We start from the raw sequence: 18,138 nt of genomic DNA on the forward strand, positions 1-18,138 counted from the left end.
GGCTCAGCAAAAAACACCCCGAATAAGTATCGGGGTGTTTTTTATCTCTACTCACTAGGCGGAAATGTAGCCTTTCACATGCTCTTTCAATTGCACGCTCACCTCATGAAACGCATTAGCCGCATCACTGCCGACCGTCACACCACCTGCAATCAGCTGTTGCTCTAGCTGCTCAGCCACATCACGCAACCGTTCCGCCCCCAACGTCCCGGCCATCCCCTTCACTGTATGCGCTATGCGATGTGCGGTCTCTCGATCTTGCGCAGCCATTGCAGCCTTAAGCTGCACATCGTTCGCTTCCATGCTGACCACAAAGCGTTCCAACAGCCGCCTTAGCAGCCCAGCTTTGCCCCCTACGTGATGCCATGCTAGGTCGATATCAATCAGCGGCGCCAGTGCGGCAAAGGCCTCTTTACCTTCAGGTACGGTAGTGGACTGGGTTGCGGGCACAGAATCAGCAACCGCGGATACCGCAACGACACACCACTTTTCCAGTACGCTGTACAAATCTGCCGGCACAATCGGCTTCGTCAGATAATCATTCATGCCACCAGCCAGACACTGATCGCGATATCCAGCAATAGCATGTGCAGTCATGGCGATGATGGGTACATTGGGCTGAAAAGTACCTTCACGAATCAGCTTGGTCGCCTGATAGCCATCCATTTCCGGCATCTGGATATCCATCAGAATGGCATCGAACTGTTCGCGCTCAGCCAGCGCCACCGCTTCGCGCCCATTGGCCGCCCGCTGCACGATATACCCCACCTCGCGCAAAAGCTCCGTACCTACTTCCTGGTTCACCAGATTATCTTCGACAAGTAAAACACGGCGGTTGCGGCCGCTTTGCTCGGATACAGGCTGAGCATGCGAATCCGGCTCTGGCATGCTCGCCAGTACTGGAAAGGGCAGCGTCACAATAAAGGTTGTCCCTTGCCCCGGCTCGCTATGTACGGCGATATCGCCCTGCATCAGGCGCACCAGATTTTTAGAAATAGTCAGACCCAAGCCGGTTCCACCAAAATGTCGGGTGGTTGATCCATCGGCCTGATAAAACGCATGAAAGAGCTTGCTCAATTGCTGCTTACTCATTCCAATGCCGCTATCGCGCACCATAAAGCTCAGGCTAGCGGTCGAATCGTTGAGTGCATTCAATTCCACGCGCAGCGACACCTCACCGCGCGCTGTAAATTTGATGGCATTGCCCATCAGATTGGTGAGAATCTGCCCAAGTCGAGTAGGATCTCCCACCAACACCCCCGGCACCCGCGCATCGGACTCAACCGATAATTGAATCCCTTTATTGACTGCCTGCTCAATAAACAAATCGCGCTGACGGCCAAGCAATGCGTGCAGATCAAACGGAATCCGTTCCAGCTCAAGCTTGCCCGCATCCATCTTGGAAAAATCGAGAATATCGTTAATGACGCTCAGCAAGGACTGGCCTGCGGCATCAATTTTCTGCAGATAATCCCGCACCTTAGGTGTCAGTGACTGTTTAAGCGCAATGCCGGCAAAACCGAGAATTGCCGTCATGGGTGTGCGGATTTCGTGGCTCATATTGGCCAGAAATTCACCTTTGGCTTTTGCCGTTGCCTCGGCAGCTTCTTTGGCAATTTTCAGCTCCATCACCCGGCGGCGTGCGGTCACATCTTGAATCACACCTTCGTAATACCGCACCTGTCCAGCCTCATCAAAACTGACATGACCGGTTAACGATAACTCGACCGAGGCACCATCGAATCGCTCCGTTTTAAACTCCACATTGCGGATGGATCCTTCACGTTTAAAACGCTCGATCAACTGGGATCTCAATTCCGTACCTAGAAACTGATTGACGCCACTTTGTGCCGCATAGCTCATCATATGAACGGGAGAGGGGAATCCCAGCATATGGGCAAGCGCCGGATTAGCGAGAATGAGTCGGCCATCACCCGCTACCCGGAAAATGCCGTCGGCGGCATTATCGAAGACGGTTCGGTACTGTTCTTCTGCAACTTTGAGCTCTTCCACCACCTTCCGGTGCTGAGCGACTTCGTCCTTGAGATCACGGTATAGCCACGCATTCTGGATGGAGATCGCTGCCTGCGCTGCCAAGATGTTCAGCAGCCCCATGCGGGATGATGGAAATGCGCCGCTCATCCGGGCATTTTCCATGTAGAGAATGCCAAGCAACTGTCCGCCATTGCGAATCGGCATACATAACAAAGACTTGCACTGATGTTCCCGCACATAAGGGTCGGCGGTAAACATGCCTTCGCGCGATGCATCACCTAGAATGACACTCTCGCCAGATCGGGCCACAAACTTAACAATCGTATGGGAGAGCGCTGCCGAGGCTTCAAGCGGAATATTGACGCGACGGGCTTGGAGTTCACGCGTGGTATCCATCTGGGCAACCAACGTCAACTGTTCATCCCGATGCAGAATCACCGCGCCAAAATGCGCACCTGCCCCCTCCATTAATGCGTGCAGTAGCTTGTCCAGCACACTGTCCAGGTCAATCTCACCTGAAATCGCCTGGGACGCCTTGATGACAGCAGCCAGATCGAGATGATTCCCGGCCAGTCGTGCCGATTGCGCCAAAATGGTGGCGTGACGGGTAGCAAGATGACGCGTCGATCCAGGCAGACTACGCGGCTCTGCCTGGCGAGACTGCAAAGTCGGAAACGCCAGCGCCAGTATGTTCTCTTTGGCATAGGCACCCCATGCGTGATATCCCCGCATGGCACACTCCAGATGATGCATGGCAAACGCTTCTTTTCCCTGCTGAACCCAGAAGCGCCCTGCGAATTCGTGGCAAATGGCTTCATTTTGCTTAAAGCCCGCCTGACGTGCCTGTTCAATGGCCTGGTCAAATGCCTGCATCGCCGCAAAATCTTGGCCTGCCAGACAGTGCGCCACGCCGTTAAGTAAGGAATGCTGGTGAGCAAAGGTATCGGGGGCATGATGCGCCCAGACGGCAATTCGCGCTTGTGCAGCGCCCAGGCGAGCCCGCAATGCATCAGACTGCGGCTCCAGCTCCAATCTGCTGGCCACCACCAATGCCTCAAACCACACCCCAGCGGCTTCGCATGCTGTACCACGGACATAGTCTGCCAGCGAACGAGCGGCATCCAGAGAGGACTCGGCGCGTCGCCAGTCGCGCATCATCCATGCTTGAAATGCGCTAGCAAGATGGAAAAAGGCAATCGCCGAGTAGCTACGATGCTGTTCACACGATTGTATAAAGGTCGCGTCATCCGGTACGGTATCGGCATCGTAGTATCCGGGCTCTTCACGCTGCCCCATCAACCCATGGATGATACGGCTAGCGGCCAGTAGATTGTCCTGAGTCAGGCTATGCTTGGCCTTGCGCGCAAACTTCAGATGTCCGCCCAGATCAGACAGCAGAGCGCCTAGGTAATCACCTCGGCAAAAGCGATTAAGCGTCTTGCCATAAAACAGAATGTAGCCGACAAATTGTAGCTCGCCGGCCTCCATTCCTGCCTGGCTCCCCTCCTCATCGAACACATCGGCCTCCCGCATGGGGCGGCACCAGTGGTTGAGGAACATGCTCAGAATCAGATTGGTTTTGCACTTCAGGCTTTGATTGCGATAGTGCTCGGCCAGGCGCACCCCGAGCACGCCAAAATCATAGCCGCGCTGATAATCAGCCAGATTGGCAGCAATGGTATTACCAAAGCTCGCATAGCCCTTGGCCGACTCTGGCAGATTACCGTGCGCAATGGACAAGGCAACCATACGGGCGAGTACCCAGCTGTAAAGCGGGTAATTGCCCGTGAAATAGATGGTCGTATGCACCGTCATCAAGATGCGCATCTGCATGATGATGGCGGGGGTCTGCATCGGCGGTAGCGCCAGCAATTCAGTGACGGCACGTTCGCCCTGTAACCTGGAAACTTCTGCCAGCTCTGCCTCAAGGGCAGACTGCACATCGCTCCCCTGAGGGAAGCTGACCTCGTAGAGAGAAAGTGCTTCCGCGGCCGCCTCAATAGCATCAAGATAGCGCCCCTGCATGGTACGCTGAGTCACCAGCTGCACGCAGGCACGAGCCTGATCATCTTGCGTGCGACCATGTGTCCTGATCGACGCCAATATTTGCTCGGCGGTGTCGTAGTCCCCGTTCAGATAATGCAGTTCTGCACCTTGCTCGGCCATTGCAAGGGTCAATTCGTAGGCAGTGTCCCAGTGCTCGCCAACAGCCTCAACAGCTGCGCGGACATAATCAAGTGCAGCCGAGAAGGCAGCAGCCTGCTTTGCGCGTATTGCTGCCTCCAAATTGAATCGTGCGAGTTGAATGCGTGCATCGGGAGCGTGCATGCACGACATGCCGATATTCAGATGGCCAACCACATCAAACAGGCCATCCGTCCATGCATCTGGACGCGCAGCGCGTATCTGTCCGATGGTGAGATGCACGGCACACAGTCCCGACTGGCTCAGCAAACTGGCAGCGGCCTGTTGAATGCGGTCATGGCTGAATTGCATGCATTCATGCACCATGGCCGAGCGTGGATCCGTTACATCGGACAAGGTCAGCGCGCTCAGTGGCCGGATCAATCCCGCCGAGAGTGCGGGGCGCAGACGATCAAACACCTGTGCCCGGTCGCACGCCTGTACCGCTGCCAGACAATCCAGATCGAAGCGGTTGCCAATACAGGCCGCGATAGGCAAGGCAGTGCGGGTATCCTCGGGCAAACGACCCAATGTATCGACCAGCAAATCAATGACATTGGAGGTAATGTCCGCCTTGCTAACCGCCGCCATCTCCCAATACCATTCCGGCGCCTGCCCTGTGTGACGCACACCATGACTCAGTAAGCCTTGCTGGTAGAGTTCAGTCAGAAATTGGCGCACAAAAAATGGATTGCCACCGGTCTTTTCTTCAACCAGCTGTGCCAGTGGCAAAGCCGTCTCGGTAGTGCAATGCAAGGTGTCGCAAATCAGCTGACCAATATGCACTGTCTTGAGTGGCTTCAGATGAATCTGCCGGATAGACACGCCTTGTGCGGCGAGCTTATCCAGCCTGGATATCAATGGATGATCGTCGGCGACTTCGTTATCTCGATACGCGGATACCAGGAGCAAATGATGAAGGCTGTCATCCAGCATCAGCGCTTCGATCAGACTCAGCGTGGCATGATCCGCCCATTGCAGATCATCGAGAAAGATGACCAGAGGATGAGTTGGCTGGCAGAACACGCGAATAAACGCCAGAAATGCCAGCGTAAACCGGTTGCGTGACTCCCTTGGTGCCAGTACCTCGACGGCAGGCTGGGGGCCAATAATCGTCTGCAGCTCGGGAATCGTGTCGACAATCACCTGCGCATTTTTACCTAGCGCTGCGTGCATGGCATCGCGCCAGTGCTGCAGCGAAGATTCGCTCTCTGCGAGCAGTTGCCGCACCAGATCCCGAAAGGCACTCAGCAGCGCTGCATAAGGCGTATGTAACTGGAACTGGTCAAATTTGCCGCTGATCACCCAAGCTCGATGAGCTGTCGCGGGCGCATATAGCTCGTGTACCAGGCTTGTTTTGCCAATACCCGAATACCCGGCCATCAATACCAGTTCTCGCGCCCCATCGGTTACCGCTTTGAAGGCATCCAGCAAATGACCTGTTGCAATCTCCCGGCCATATCGCCGTTCCGGCAACACAAATTGCTCTGGCTGATCGCAGCCTCCCGGCTCGAAATCTGCTGCGAGATCCCCCCCTTTGATCGCCGCCAGGCACCGCTGCAAATCGGCATGAATGCCCCACGCGCTCTGATAGCGTGCCTCCGCCGTCTTCTCCATGAGTTTGGCCACAATGCGTGCCAGCGCAGGAGGAATGTCCACCAGTAGCTCATTGAGCGGGCGAGCCTGCTTGGTGAGATGCTGATGCACCAGCGCCAAGGCATCATCGCCCTCAAATGGCGGCATCCCGGTCAGCAGTTCGTACAGGGTAATCCCAAATGAGTAGAAATCGCTGCGATAGTCCACCGCCCGATTCATCCGCCCCGTTTGTTCAGGCGACATGTACGGCAGCGTGCCTTCCAGACCACTGGGAGGCCTGATGGACGGCTCTTCGCGCGTCAAGACACTCGCAATGCCAAAATCGATCAGCTTAAGTGCGCCGGATGCAGGGTCGTAGATCACATTTGCCGGATTGATGTCCTTGTGAATCACCTTTCGGGCATGCACTTCCGCCAATCCTTCAGCAATCATACCCGCCACCCGGATCTGTTCGGTGAGCGTCCAGCGGTGATGAGAAGATAAGGCCGCCAGTGACTCGCCACCAATATCCTCGAACACAATCACTGGCTTATTGTTGACGTAGTGCAGTTCAAGTGAGCGGATCAGCCTGGGATGATCCCAGTTGCGTGTGATGTCGAATTCGCGTTTATAGCGGATGATGTCCTGTGCCTTTGGGAAATCATCATTCAAAATCTTCAAGATAACCGGCAGTTGGTCAAGGTCCCGCCGGGCGCGATACACCAGCGTGCAATTGCTCCTGTACAATGTGTCCAGAACGGTGAACCCGGCTGGGCAATCCATGTTCAACCCCAGTGACAAAGTGCCGTGAGCGGATACCCGGCTTACGGACGCAAAGGCGCACTTGAGTTTTAGTTCACAATGACACGCCGCGACAGCGCAACCGACCAAGCGTCCTTCTGTTAAGATATATTCCCGCTACCCAAGCACAAAGCAGCTTTCATGAGCCTCATTCTTGTCGCCAACCCGAAGGGCGGCGCCGGCAAGTCCACGCTGTCCACCAATCTCGCCACCTGGTTTGCCTGGCAGCAGCAGAACGTCGCACTCGCCGATCTGGATCGCCAGCAATCAGCGGCGCGCTGGCTGCAATTACGCCCGATCCAGTTTCCGGCCATTCAGCCCTGGGATATCGACGAGGACAATCTGCCGGATGCGCCGCCATCTGACTGTGATGTTGGCATCATCGACTCCCCCGCCGGTTTGCGCGGCAAACGCCTGGATGCCCTCTTGCGGGTAGTCGACCGGATTGTGGTGCCCGTGCAGGCATCCTTATTCGACATGAGCGCCAGCGAGGATTTTTTCGCGCGTCTGGCAGAAGAAAAGCGCGTGCGCAAAGGCAAAGTGAAAGTGGCGGCAGTCGGGATGCGCGTAAAGGAAGGTACGCGCGCCGCACAGGAACTGGTCGGATTCCTGGACCGATTCGATCTGCCGGTACTGGGCTATCTGCGCGATACCCAGTATTACGTGCAAACCCTCCCGCGCGGACTCGGTATTTTTGATTTGCCGGCCAGCCGTACCGGCAAAGACGTTGAACAATGGCGGGATATTCTTGAGTGGATGAAGTAAGCACATGACAGCAGTCAATCCCACCCTCATTCCCGTCAACATCATCAGCGGCTTTCTGGGGGTCGGCAAAACCACGGCAATCCGCCATTTACTGGCCAATAAGCCCGAAGGCGAATTCTGGGCAGTGCTGGTCAATGAGTTTGGCGAAACCGGTATAGATGGTGCCGCGATCAGCAATGAGGCTGATCCTGCGCTCAAAGTCGTGGAAGTGCCAGGCGGCTGCATCTGCTGTACCACCAGTCCCATGCTGCGCGCCAGTCTGGTGAAGCTCATCCAATCACGCCGGCCTGATCGCCTGCTGATCGAACCCAGCGGCCTCGGTCATCCTTCCGGCATTGTCGATGCATTGCGCGACAAGGGTCTGCGTGAAGCACTGGCGCTGGCAGCAACCGTGACGCTGATCGACCCGCGTCATCTCGACGACAGCCGTTACACCACGCACGAGATCTGGCGCGATCAATTGCAACTGGCCGATGTGCTCATCGCCAACAAGACCGATCGCGCCGATGCCGAGCATATCGACCGCTTTAACGCCATGGCCGCGCGCATGTTTCCGGCCAAGGCAGCCTGGGCCACCAGTATCAATGGCGCATTTGATCCGGCACTACTCGATTTGCCCGCACGGCCAGTCAGCCCCTACCGGCAGGCATCTAACCCGCATCAGGCAGACACCAGCCATAGCGCCGGAACAACATGGAATGACACCATTCGCTTCGACGCCAACCGGATTGCGCACATTTTCAGCACACTGACTGACAACGTACCCAATCTGTTGCGCGCCAAAGGTGTCTTCCATACCGATCACGGCTGGCTACTGTTTAACTGGGTGGAAGGTGAAATTTCAGCGGGCGAAATTGCCTGGCGGCGCGATTCGCGCTTTGAAATGATTGTGGCGTCGAGCTTTTCAGCTGACGCCACTTTGAGTGCCCTGGAGGCTGCTCGCTTGCCAGACTAATCAAACACGCGATTTACCCGATCACGTGCTGAACCGGCCTCCGCCAGAGTCCGCGCAACCAGTTCGGCCACGGTCGGAACATCGTCGATCAGGCCTTGCACCTGCCCGATCATCTGCACGCCCTGATCGAGATTGCCCTGCTCTGTTGCCAGCTTGAAGCGCGGCGTTGCAGCACCAAATAATGCGATCTGCTTCATCAGCGCTGGGCCTTTGAGTAAGGTGCCGAGGATGATCTTGGAGATGGGCGTGCGCATATCTTTCGCTACCCCCAGCGCAGTCACAAAGGCTTTGATCAACCCCATCGGATGACGTTCGATGTGCTCGCTACGTGCCGTCTTCATCACCCGGCAGGGAATACCGTCAAAACGGTCAGAATACAAGGTATCTGCAACCTGCTTGCTGACAATCGCTTCCTTGGTTTTGGCGTGAACAGGGCTCTCTTTCGTCATCGCAAAGCGCGTGCCCATGGCCACGCCTTCTGCGCCTAACGCCAGCGCCGCCAGCAAGCCCCCACCCGTGCCAAAGCCGCCTGTACCAATTACCGGAATGGTTACTGCGCGGGCAATCGCCGGCACCAGCACCAGCGACGTCACATCACCGCCATGTGCCGCTGCCTCATGGCCCGTGACCAGCAGCGCATGACAGCCGATTTTCTCGGCGGCAATCGCATGCTTCTCGGTTACCACAGTGGCAATCACCTTGCCGCCATATTCAGCGGCCCGCTTCACAATCCAGTCGCCCTTGCCTAGTGAGAAATTGATCACCGGCACTTTTTCTTCCAGCGCAACTTCGGCATTCTCTTTCGCGCCCGGCATCATCAGCGTGCATCCGATACCGAATGGCTTGTCGGTGAGGCTGCGTATCTTGCGAATCGCTGTGCGGGTCTCTTCAGGGCTCAAGGGGCCAGTGGCCAGAATCCCCAGTCCACCCGCCGCACTCACGGCGGCGACCAGCTCCGGCACTGCAATCCAGCTCATGCCGGGGCAAACGATGGGATGTTCGATTCCCAGCAATTCGGTCAGACGCGTTTTCATGTGATCTCTTTACTCGATTACAGGCTGGCGGCGAGACGGGTACCCTGGTTGATCGCCCGCTTGGCGTCCAGTTCGGCGGCCACATCTGCACCACCGATCAGGTGCACCGGCTTGCCCATGGCTGCCAGACCTACCTGCAACTCGCGCAATGGTTCCTGACCCGCACAGATGATGACGTGATCCACCGGCAGCAACTGCGGCTGACCCTTGATGCTGATGTGCAAACCCGCGTCGTCGATCAGTTCATAGGTCACGCCGGACACCATTTCCACCTGTTTCATCTTCAAGCTCTGACGATGCGCCCAGCCGGTGGTCTTGCCCAAACCATCGCCCACCTTGCTGGTCTTGCGCTGCAGCAGCCAGACCTGACGCGGCGACGGATGTGGTTGTGCGCCTTGCGGCAGCAGGCCACCCGGTGTTTGCAGGCTAGTATCGATGCCCCACTCTTTCATGAAGCCTTCGACATCCACGCTCGGCGGCGTGCCTTCGGTGGTGAGGAATTCGGCCACATCAAAGCCAATGCCGCCTGCACCGATGATGGCCACGCGTTTGCCTACCGGCTTCTTGTCGCGCAGCACATCCAGATAGCTCAGCACCTTGCTGTGCTCGATGCCCGGAATATCGAGCTTGCGCGGGGAAATGCCGGTCGCCAGCACTACTTCGTCAAACTCGGCCAGCATCTCGGCCGTCACGCGGGTGTTCAGCTTCAGCGTCACGCCAGTGAGCTCGATCTGCTTCTTGAAATAGCGGATGGTCTCGTAAAACTCTTCCTTGCCCGGTACCTGCTTGGCCACATTGAACTGGCCGCCGATTTCACCGGACTGATCGAACAGCGTCACGGCATGGCCACGCCCGGCAGCTGTTGTCGCGAAACTCATCCCGGCGGGGCCTGCACCCACTACCGCCAGCTTTTTCTTGGCGGACACAGGCTGCGGATTCAGCTCGGTTTCATTACAGGCACGCGGATTGACCAGACAGGAAGTCAGCTTGCCCTGGAAAATGTGGTCCAGACAGGCCTGATTACAGCCGATGCAGGTATTGATTTCATCGCGACGACCTTCGGCGGCCTTCTTCACCCAGTCGGCATCGGCCAGCATCGGGCGCGCCATCGACACCATATCGGCATCACCACGCGACAGAATATCTTCCGCCACTTCTGGCATATTGATCCGGTTGGTCGTGATCACCGGAATCGACACATGGCCACGCAGCTTGCGTGTCACCCAGCTAAATGCAGCGCGCGGGACACGGGTGGCAATCGTCGGCACACGTGCTTCGTGCCAGCCAATGCCGGTATTAATCAAGGTTGCACCTGCAGCCTCAATTGCTTTGGCCAACTGCAGGGTTTGGTCAATCGTGGAGGCATCATCCACCAAGTCCAGCATGGACAGGCGATAGATGATGATGAATTCACGACCCACGCGCTCGCGTACCGCCTTCACCACTTCAATCGGGAAGCGGATACGGTTTTCAAACGCACCTCCCCACTGATCGGTGCGCTTATTGGTCTTCGCAGCAATGAACTGGTTGATCAGATAGCCTTCCGAGCCCATCACTTCCACGCCATCGTACCCGGCTTGCTTGGCCAGTTCGGCACAGCGGGCAAAGTCTTCGATGGTTTGCAGAATCTGGTCTTCAGTCAGCTCCAGCGGCGCGTAGAAAGAGATCGGCGAGGCAATCGGCGAAGGCGCAACGGGCTCTTTCTGGAATGAATAGCGACCGGTATGCAGAATCTGCAGCGCAATTTTGCCCCCTTCGGCATGCACCGCATCGGTCACAATCTTGTGATGCGGCACTTCATCTTCGTGTGCCAGCATCGAACCGCCTTCGTACACGCGGCCTGCATCATTGGGCGACACCCCGCCTGTCACGATCAGCGCTACGCCACCACGGGCACGTTCGCCGTAAAACGCTGCCATCTTCTCGTAGCCGCGCTCGGACTCTTCCAGACCGGTATGCATCGATCCCATCAGCGTGCGATTACGCAGGGTGGTAAAGCCCAGATCGAGGGGGGAAAGCAGGGTCGGGTACAGGGATGCAGTCATGGTGTCTCCTCAACCGGGCCGGATCAGCCCGTGATGCCAGAATAGGGTTTGCCGCGAAGATACGCTTTTCCGCCCACAGTGGTCAATCAAGCGTTTGCTTGAAATATTAGAACGCTGCGCAAAATAAGACAAACGTTTGATTCAATGATAGTTTGCATTCATGTCTGACGCAGCGTTCCACGCAATCGAGGTGCGACAAAAAAGCCGCCCGGTGCGCTGACTCAGGCGGCTTGCGCATAACAACGCGGTGCGACGATCAGAATCCGATCGTGAATCCGATCCGGGCAATCGGATAGGACTTCAGGAAATTCACCTTATCCTGCAGCTTTTGCTGTTCACTCGCAGCATCCGCCTGAATCTGCGAACAGGTTGCCGCTGACACCGACGCGCCACAATTCACATTCACACTGGCCTTGGCGCCGCCGGTAAACATCACCCCGAAATCGGTATAGAAATTCACGCCCATACCTGCAACAGTGCCATAGCCCACGCCCACATACGGCGATACGCTACGCGAAGCCTTGACCTCGCCTGCGATCGACCCGATTTGCGACGCGGTATAGGTATGATTGCCAAACTGATAGTTGCCGCCGGTTGGCGTACCATTCAGGCTGATTTTATTGGTGCCGAACATCAGTCCACCCGTCACGCGGAACGGGCCGATCGGCGCCCAGTCAACCAGCACCGAGCCATTGTTCAGCTTCAGCTTGCCATCGTAGGCCACACCGGTTTCGCTCACTGACTTGTTGAAGTCCAGCTTGCTCACCCCCACGCGCAGAGACGCGCCCGGAAACGGGATCGCATCGCTGAACGCAATATCTGCACCTACACCATCGGTACCGGCGCGCACGCCCACGCCACTTGCCCACACCTGTCCCGAGCCCAGTGCCAAAATCGTCAGCAAAACGATGTGCTTCATGTTTAATCTCCTGATCCGTTTATCAACGTCATTCGTTTACAATCCGTTCCCGGCGCGACCTTAACGGACTTTACGCAACCGCTCAAGCCCGCGCCGCTATGCAATGTCATCTTCGCTGCCTACAATCGCCCCATGGACAAACCCATCGAACCCATTCCACCTGCTCCCGAGCAATGCTGCCGTAGCGGCTGCCAACCCTGTATCTGGGATTTCTATGATCAGGAACTGGCAGACTATCGCGAAGCAATGAAGCAGTGGGAAGCCGAGCAAGCCAAATCTGCGCTCCCGTAATGGATCCGCTTGCCGCGTTTTATCTGAAGAAGTGGCTCACCGCGCTTATGCTGCCACCGTGGGGACCCATCCTGCTTGGATTACTGGGGCTCTGGATGCTGGTTCGCGCTCATCGCAGGCTGTCACTGGCGGTGTTCGCAGTCGCCGGGGCGTACTTTCTCGCGCTCAGCACCCCCGCCACCATTTACCGCATGCTTGAACCCTTGCAATGGCCTGTCGATACAGGTCATCAGGTCGAGGCGAAGGCACAGGCCATTGTGGTGGTTTCCCCCGGCCATGCCCGCACCAAACTGGGCGGCATGCTGGCGACTGCACAGAATCGTCCGATTTTGCTATCCGGAGGCAGTCCGACCGGCGACGAAGCTGAAGCGATCGCGATGGCCCGGCAATTCGTCCGCGAACACCAACGGGCGCCCGACTGGATCGAAGATCAGGCCAACGATACGTGGGAAAACGCCGAATTCAGCCGGGTGATGCTGTCTCTACACGATATCAACCGTGTGGTGTTAGTGACCGACTTGATTCACATGCGACGCGCATGCGAAGAGTTTCGCCGGGCAGGGTTCACTGTGTATCCGCACGCATCTGCCGCCGACATGTATTTCCAACCCGATCCTGACGACTGGATGCCACACCTAAAGCATTTACCGCTTGGCCGCTATGTTGCCCATGAGTGGATAGGCCACTGGGTGCAGCGCCTGCGCGGCTACGGTCAGGCCTGTACTGCGCGATAGGGGGTCGGATCGGACACACGCGCACTGGCAAAGCCTTCGCGGCGCAGTCGGCAGGAATCACAAACGCCACAGGCACGTCCATCCAGATCAGCCTGATAGCATGATACTGTCAGCCCGTAATTCACGCCCAAACGTGTGCCTTCGGCAATAATCTGCGCCTTGGTCAACGAGATGAGTGGTGTGCGAATACTCAGTCTTGCACCTTCCACACCCACCTTGGTGGCCAGATTGGCCATCGTCTCGAAAGCAGATACAAACTCCGGACGACAATCCGGATAGCCGGAATAATCCACCGCATTTACGCCAATGAAAATATCGTCAGCCTTTAGCACTTCGGCCCACGCCAGTGCATAACTCAGCATGATGGTATTGCGTGCAGGTACGTAGGTGACGGGGATTTCACCCTCCACCACGCCACCGACGGGCACATCGATCGAGTCATCGGTCAGCGCGGAGCCACCAAATGCCTTCAAATCAATTGTCGCCACACGATGCTCGCGCGCATCCAACGCAGTCGCTACCCTGCGCGCAGCGGCCAATTCTGCATGATGACGCTGGCCATATTCAAAACTCAGGCAATAGCATTCAAATCCGAGCTCTTTTGCCATCGCCAGTACGGTGGCGGAATCCAGACCGCCTGAGAGCAATACAACCGCTTTTTTCATTTTTTCATCCTAGAGCCTGAAGGCATCCCTACATGCCGGGCAGAAACCAGATGGCTGATCCATTCATATCTGACAGTGAATGGTCACACGCCCGGGCGATCGCCCCACAGAATCTTGTGTAACTGAACCTGCATACGCACTGGCAGATTGTCTTCAATCACCCAGGCCGCGAGATCTTGCGGCTTCAGGGTTTCCCACACCGGCGAGAACAGTACCGGGCAACGATCTGCAAGATGCTGCTCGCTCAGCAGTGTACGTGCCCACTCGTAATCGGCGCGGTCACATAGCACGAACTTCAGTTCGTCTTCGCGACGCAGATGATCGAGGTTCGCCATGCGATTCTTACTGACTTCGCCGGAGCCCGGCGTTTTCAGATCCACGATGCGGGAGACGCGCGGATCGATCTCTTCAATCGGCAGATGACCGCTGGTTTCAATCGACACCGAATAGCCTGCGTCACACAGACGGGTCATCAGGGTATGTACACCCTTCTGGGCTAACGGTTCGCCACCGGTGACACATACGGTTTTGGCCTTCAGCTCATCCACACGTGTCAGAATATCGTCCAGACTCATTGTCTGGCCGCCATGGAATGCATACGCACTATCGCAATAGCCGCAACGCAAGGGACAGCCCGTCAGACGAACAAACGTGGTCGGCAACCCGCTACGGCTGGTCTCGCCCTGCAGGGACACAAAGATTTCGGTAATTCTCAGGTTGTCGGCTACTGCCATTTTCCGATCCCCATACAGGTAGACACGTACGACCGCGCACGGACTTCACCGCAAACACTCGTCTTCATCAAACAAAAAGGCATGAGCGCCATGGCACCCACGCCTTCAGCATCCGACATTATCGCGGATTTTGCACACCAGACAAAGTCTGATGGGTCATACGGGATTACATTCCCTTCAGCAGCTTCTTGGCATCCTTGGCCGCATCGGTACGCGGATAGGCATTCACCAGCAACTGCAGCGACTTCTTTGCCCCCTTCTTGTCGCCCTTTTGCAATTGCACCATGGCAGTTGCATTGAGTGCATCCGGCGCCTTGGGGTCATCCGGATAGGCATTCACCAGCTGATTCCAGCTATCGATCGCTGTACTGGTATCACCATTTTTTGCGGCAGACATGCCCAGCCAGAACATCGTCGCCGGTGCAACCTGACTTTGCGGCGCATTTTTCAGCAAAGCGGAAAATGCCTGCACTGCCGCTTTATGCTTGCCATCGGTGTAGAGCTTGTAGGCGGCATCATAGGCAGCAGCAGCGTCCGCCTCAGCCTGCGCTTGCTTGGCCTGAGCAGCGGCAGTGGCATCTGCCTGTCCCTTGGATTGCTCGAGATTGCGCACGCGCTGATCCAGATCGACATATAGATCTTTCTGCCGCTTTTGCAGGCCATCCAGGGTGTAATTCACCACTTCCAGCTGACCACGCAAATCGGCGATCTGCTGCTTCAGCTCCTCAATGGCACCATTCACCTCGACAGACTGCTTACCAATGCGAGCGTCCAGCTTGCTGATCAACTCCTGCAACTCATCAAGCTTGCGCTGGTGTGTGTCGCGAATCGTCGCGATTTGCTTGCGCGCTTCATCATCATCGAACAGACCAGCATGGGCAGGCACCAACAGGGAAAGTGACAACAACAGCGGAATAAGCCGTTTGGGCATGAATATCATCCACAATAATCCCGCCTTCACAGGCAGGCAGAACACGTGAAAACGGGCGCCTGAGCGCCCGTCATCGTTACCGGTTTACAGCCGTCACCTATGCGCGCTTAGCGGTAGATGATGTCTGCACGACGGTTTTGCGACCATGCAGCTTCGTCATGGCCTTCAGCGGCAGGCTTTTCCTTACCGTTGGACACAGCTTCCACTTGTGCTTCAGTCGCACCAGCGGAGATCAGGCCCTTCTTCACAGCTTCAGCACGCTTCTGACCCAGCGCCAGATTGTACTCGCGGCTGCCGCGCTCGTCGGCATTACCTTCTACGCGAACAGACTTGCTTGCGTTCTTGGCTTCGTATTCGCCATGCGCTTGCACCAGACCTTGGTACTCAGCCTTGATATCGTACTTGTCGAAATCGAAGTAAACCTTGGCCTTGTCCTTGTACAGCGGGCTGTTCGGATCGTTGATCGGATCAACCACCACAGGTGCCGGAGCCGGAGCAGGTGCAGGTGCAACGACCGGAGCAGGCGCAGGTGCCGGAGCGGGTGCCGGAGCCGGTTCCGGTGTCTTGGTGGTTGCACAACCTGCCATCAGTGCCAGCGCGGGCAATACCCACAGTGCTTTCTTCATAATACTCACTCTCCAAAGAGGTTAAACAGGCCAATAAATGCACTATTCTGCACTTACTGCATATTATTCTGCAACACCCTGCTTTTTAACGTAAATCAGTAGTTTGCTGCAAATGCAATTTTGTAAAAACTACTGTCCGATCAGCTGAATGGCTGGCAAAGGCGCATTCATCGGGCCCCACGCAGCTTCTACCACATCAGTGGCACTACTCAGACGCTGGCGAACGAGGCCATCGCTCGAAACAGTAGACAGTACCCCTCGGCTACCATTCTTGGTGTTATAGAGAATGGTGCGGCCGTTTGGTGCAAAAGTCGGCGATTCATCCAGATCGCCACCGGTCAGTGTCAGACTCTGACGGGTTTCCACATCAATCGTCGAGATATGGAACTGGCCGTTTTCGCGACGCATGAACGCAATCGTCTTGCTATCTGGGGAAAATTTCGGCGAGACGCTGTAGCTTCCCTCAAACGTGAGACGCGTGGCTTCACCGCCGCCCGCAGGCATCAAATAGACTTGCGGGCTCCCACCACGATTGGAGGTAAACGCCATCCACTTGCCATCAGGCGAGAAATTCGGTTCGGTATCGATATCAATACTCGACGTCACCTTGCGCGGTGAGCCTCCGTCTGCCGGAATCATATAGATTTGCATATGCCCGTCCAGTGACAGTGCAACTGCAAGGTGCTTACCGTCTGCCGAGAAAGCCGGAGCACTGTTATTTCCCTTGAACTTGGCCACTTCGCGACGCGAACCACTGAACACATCCTGCACCCAGACCGTGGCCTTATCACGCTCGAACGATACATAGGCCATGCGGCGACCATCGGGTGCCCACGTAATCGACATGATCGGCTGATTGGACGCCATGACCGTTTGTGCGCCAAAGCCATCGGCATCCGCCACTTCCAGCGAATAGCGGCTACCGCGCTTGCTCACATACGCAATCTTGCTATTGAATACGCCCGGATCACCCGTCAGCGTCTGGTAAATCAGATCGGCCAGCTGGTGTGCTGCACGGCGCGCCTCACCCGGGCGCACGCGCATTTCGACGCCCGCCAGCATCTTTTTGCCCAAGGTATCGTACAAACGGAAACGCAGGATAGGGATGCCGGATGCATCCGCCTTCACCACGCCCAGCGCGAGACTGTCTGCGCCCTTGTTTTTCCACTGCGCCCAGTCTGCCGGGGCGCCATCAGGCAGTGCGTCGGCAGCATTAATCAGTTTGAAACGGCCGGAACGCTGCAGATCGTCACGGATAATCTGGCTGACTGGCTCTTTCAGCAACTCCTCATTACCCAGCGGCGCGACCGCAATCGGCAAGGTACCTGCACCGGGGCCAGTGATCTCAATCGTGATGTCCGCACGTGCCAGCGAACTGGCACACAGCAAACCAAGCAACACAACCTTGAACGCATCAAACAGTTTCATGGAGTCTGTATCGGATCTTATGGGTCTGGATCTGGGCAAATTCTACACCGGCGGGCAGCACCGGATAGCGCCCCGCTTTCTGAACTGCCCGCTTTACTGCATCGTCAAACGCGTTGTTCCCGCTCGACTTTACCACTCTCACGCCAGCCAGTCGCAGGGTTTTCTTCAACTTTACCTCAATGAGCACTTCCGGATTACCCTTCGCCGCACCCTTGAATTGCATTTGCGAGCGAATCAGTCGCTGTACCGTCGCAACATAGCGCGACAGTGCCAGCCTGGGATCCACCGGAATCATCACGGGTGGCGGGGTCTCTGGCTCAAGTGCCTGCACGATGGTTTCCGGCTCAGGTTCACGCGGAACCAGCGGCGCAGGTGTCGGCACAGGCTCCGGCTGAAACATCGCACATCCACCCAGGCCAACAACCACAGCCAGGACACACACCCGCCAATTCATCT

14 protein-coding genes are annotated in these 18,138 nt (G+C 56.5%); 4 read left to right on the forward strand and 10 right to left on the reverse strand.

Going from position 1 to position 18,138, the window contains the following annotated elements; translation table 11 throughout:
- Positions 1-54 precede the first annotated feature (54 nt).
- Positions 55-6,537 (reverse strand): AAA family ATPase, encoded by a 6,483-nt coding sequence (locus KSF73_02785; protein MBV1774636.1) that lies wholly within the window; start codon positions 6,535-6,537, stop codon positions 55-57.
- Positions 6,538-6,696: 159 nt separating this feature from the next.
- On the opposite strand from KSF73_02785, the gene KSF73_02790 reads away from it, so the two are divergent.
- Complete coding sequence (locus KSF73_02790) at positions 6,697-7,320, forward strand: ParA family protein (protein ID MBV1774637.1); 624 nt, start codon at positions 6,697-6,699, stop codon at positions 7,318-7,320.
- 4 nt (positions 7,321-7,324) lie between these two features.
- Positions 7,325-8,275 (forward strand): GTP-binding protein, encoded by a 951-nt coding sequence (locus tag KSF73_02795; GenBank protein ID MBV1774638.1) that lies wholly within the window; start codon positions 7,325-7,327, stop codon positions 8,273-8,275.
- Here KSF73_02795 and KSF73_02800 read toward each other — a convergent pair.
- The 3 genes from KSF73_02800 to KSF73_02810 all read right to left on the reverse strand — a co-directional run bounded on the left by KSF73_02800 (position 8,272) and on the right by KSF73_02810 (position 12,273).
- Positions 8,272-9,309: a nitronate monooxygenase gene (locus KSF73_02800; GenBank protein MBV1774639.1), complete on the reverse strand. Its 1,038-nt coding sequence runs from the start codon at positions 9,307-9,309 to the stop codon at positions 8,272-8,274. The genes KSF73_02795 and KSF73_02800 overlap by 4 nt on opposite strands.
- Before the next feature lie 17 nt (positions 9,310-9,326).
- Entirely contained in the window at positions 9,327-11,354 is a 2,028-nt protein-coding gene (locus KSF73_02805; protein MBV1774640.1) for an NADPH-dependent 2,4-dienoyl-CoA reductase, read from the reverse strand.
- Between the two features lie 256 nt (positions 11,355-11,610).
- On the reverse strand, positions 11,611-12,273 hold the full coding sequence (locus tag KSF73_02810) for a hypothetical protein (protein ID MBV1774641.1): 663 nt from the start codon (positions 12,271-12,273) through the stop codon (positions 11,611-11,613).
- A gap of 132 nt (positions 12,274-12,405) precedes the next feature.
- Between KSF73_02810 and KSF73_02815 the strand changes: the two genes are divergently transcribed.
- Together KSF73_02815 and KSF73_02820 are read left to right on the forward strand one after the other, a co-directional pair.
- Positions 12,406-12,564, forward strand: coding sequence for an oxidoreductase-like domain-containing protein (locus tag KSF73_02815; protein MBV1774642.1), 159 nt, complete (start codon positions 12,406-12,408; stop codon positions 12,562-12,564).
- On the forward strand, positions 12,564-13,298 hold the full coding sequence (locus tag KSF73_02820; GenBank protein ID MBV1774643.1) for a YdcF family protein: 735 nt from the start codon (positions 12,564-12,566) through the stop codon (positions 13,296-13,298). Before KSF73_02815 ends, KSF73_02820 begins: the two co-directional genes overlap by 1 nt.
- Here the strand turns inward: KSF73_02820 and queC are convergent.
- From queC to KSF73_02850, 6 genes are all read right to left on the reverse strand, one after another.
- Positions 13,277-13,963 carry a 7-cyano-7-deazaguanine synthase QueC gene (gene queC / locus KSF73_02825; GenBank protein MBV1774644.1) on the reverse strand — a complete coding sequence of 229 codons (687 nt, stop codon included), beginning with the start codon at positions 13,961-13,963 and terminating at the stop codon, positions 13,277-13,279. The two genes, KSF73_02820 and queC, sit on opposite strands and share 22 nt — an antisense overlap.
- An 83-nt stretch (positions 13,964-14,046) precedes the next feature.
- Positions 14,047-14,697 carry a 7-carboxy-7-deazaguanine synthase QueE gene (gene queE / locus KSF73_02830; protein MBV1774645.1) on the reverse strand — a complete coding sequence of 217 codons (651 nt, stop codon included), beginning with the start codon at positions 14,695-14,697 and terminating at the stop codon, positions 14,047-14,049.
- A gap of 166 nt (positions 14,698-14,863) precedes the next feature.
- Positions 14,864-15,628, reverse strand: a complete 765-nt coding sequence (locus KSF73_02835) for a tetratricopeptide repeat protein (protein MBV1774646.1) — start codon at positions 15,626-15,628, stop codon at positions 14,864-14,866.
- A 107-nt stretch (positions 15,629-15,735) separates the two neighbouring features.
- The gene (pal, locus tag KSF73_02840; GenBank protein MBV1774647.1) at positions 15,736-16,254 is read right to left on the reverse strand and encodes a peptidoglycan-associated lipoprotein Pal; all 519 of its coding nucleotides are present in this window, start codon (positions 16,252-16,254) and stop codon (positions 15,736-15,738) included.
- Positions 16,255-16,383: 129 nt separating this feature from the next.
- Complete coding sequence (gene tolB, locus KSF73_02845; protein MBV1774648.1) at positions 16,384-17,682, reverse strand: Tol-Pal system beta propeller repeat protein TolB; 1,299 nt, start codon at positions 17,680-17,682, stop codon at positions 16,384-16,386.
- Positions 17,669-18,136 (reverse strand): TonB C-terminal domain-containing protein, encoded by a 468-nt coding sequence (locus KSF73_02850; GenBank protein ID MBV1774649.1) that lies wholly within the window; start codon positions 18,134-18,136, stop codon positions 17,669-17,671. The genes tolB and KSF73_02850 overlap by 14 nt, the downstream gene beginning before the upstream one ends.
- Positions 18,137-18,138: the final 2 nt, after the last annotated feature.

This window comes from Burkholderiaceae bacterium DAT-1, assembly GCA_019084025.1.
In the GTDB taxonomy this organism is placed as follows: Bacteria; Pseudomonadota; Gammaproteobacteria; order Burkholderiales; family Chitinimonadaceae; genus DAT-1.

Coding starts and splice junctions, on each gene's coding strand:
- KSF73_02785 (MBV1774636.1), bottom strand. CDS start 6,537: ATGGATTGCCCAGCCGGGTTCACCGTTCTGGACACATTGTACAGGAGC.
- KSF73_02790 (MBV1774637.1), top strand. CDS start 6,697: ATGAGCCTCATTCTTGTCGCCAACCCGAAGGGCGGCGCCGGCAAGTCC.
- KSF73_02795 (MBV1774638.1), top strand. CDS start 7,325: ATGACAGCAGTCAATCCCACCCTCATTCCCGTCAACATCATCAGCGGC.
- KSF73_02800 (MBV1774639.1), bottom strand. CDS start 9,309: ATGAAAACGCGTCTGACCGAATTGCTGGGAATCGAACATCCCATCGTT.
- KSF73_02805 (MBV1774640.1), bottom strand. CDS start 11,354: ATGACTGCATCCCTGTACCCGACCCTGCTTTCCCCCCTCGATCTGGGC.
- KSF73_02810 (MBV1774641.1), bottom strand. CDS start 12,273: ATGAAGCACATCGTTTTGCTGACGATTTTGGCACTGGGCTCGGGACAG.
- KSF73_02815 (MBV1774642.1), top strand. CDS start 12,406: ATGGACAAACCCATCGAACCCATTCCACCTGCTCCCGAGCAATGCTGC.
- KSF73_02820 (MBV1774643.1), top strand. CDS start 12,564: ATGGATCCGCTTGCCGCGTTTTATCTGAAGAAGTGGCTCACCGCGCTT.
- queC (MBV1774644.1), bottom strand. CDS start 13,963: ATGAAAAAAGCGGTTGTATTGCTCTCAGGCGGTCTGGATTCCGCCACC.
- queE (MBV1774645.1), bottom strand. CDS start 14,697: ATGGCAGTAGCCGACAACCTGAGAATTACCGAAATCTTTGTGTCCCTG.
- KSF73_02835 (MBV1774646.1), bottom strand. CDS start 15,628: ATGCCCAAACGGCTTATTCCGCTGTTGTTGTCACTTTCCCTGTTGGTG.
- pal (MBV1774647.1), bottom strand. CDS start 16,254: ATGAAGAAAGCACTGTGGGTATTGCCCGCGCTGGCACTGATGGCAGGT.
- tolB (MBV1774648.1), bottom strand. CDS start 17,682: ATGAAACTGTTTGATGCGTTCAAGGTTGTGTTGCTTGGTTTGCTGTGT.
- KSF73_02850 (MBV1774649.1), bottom strand. CDS start 18,136: ATGAATTGGCGGGTGTGTGTCCTGGCTGTGGTTGTTGGCCTGGGTGGA.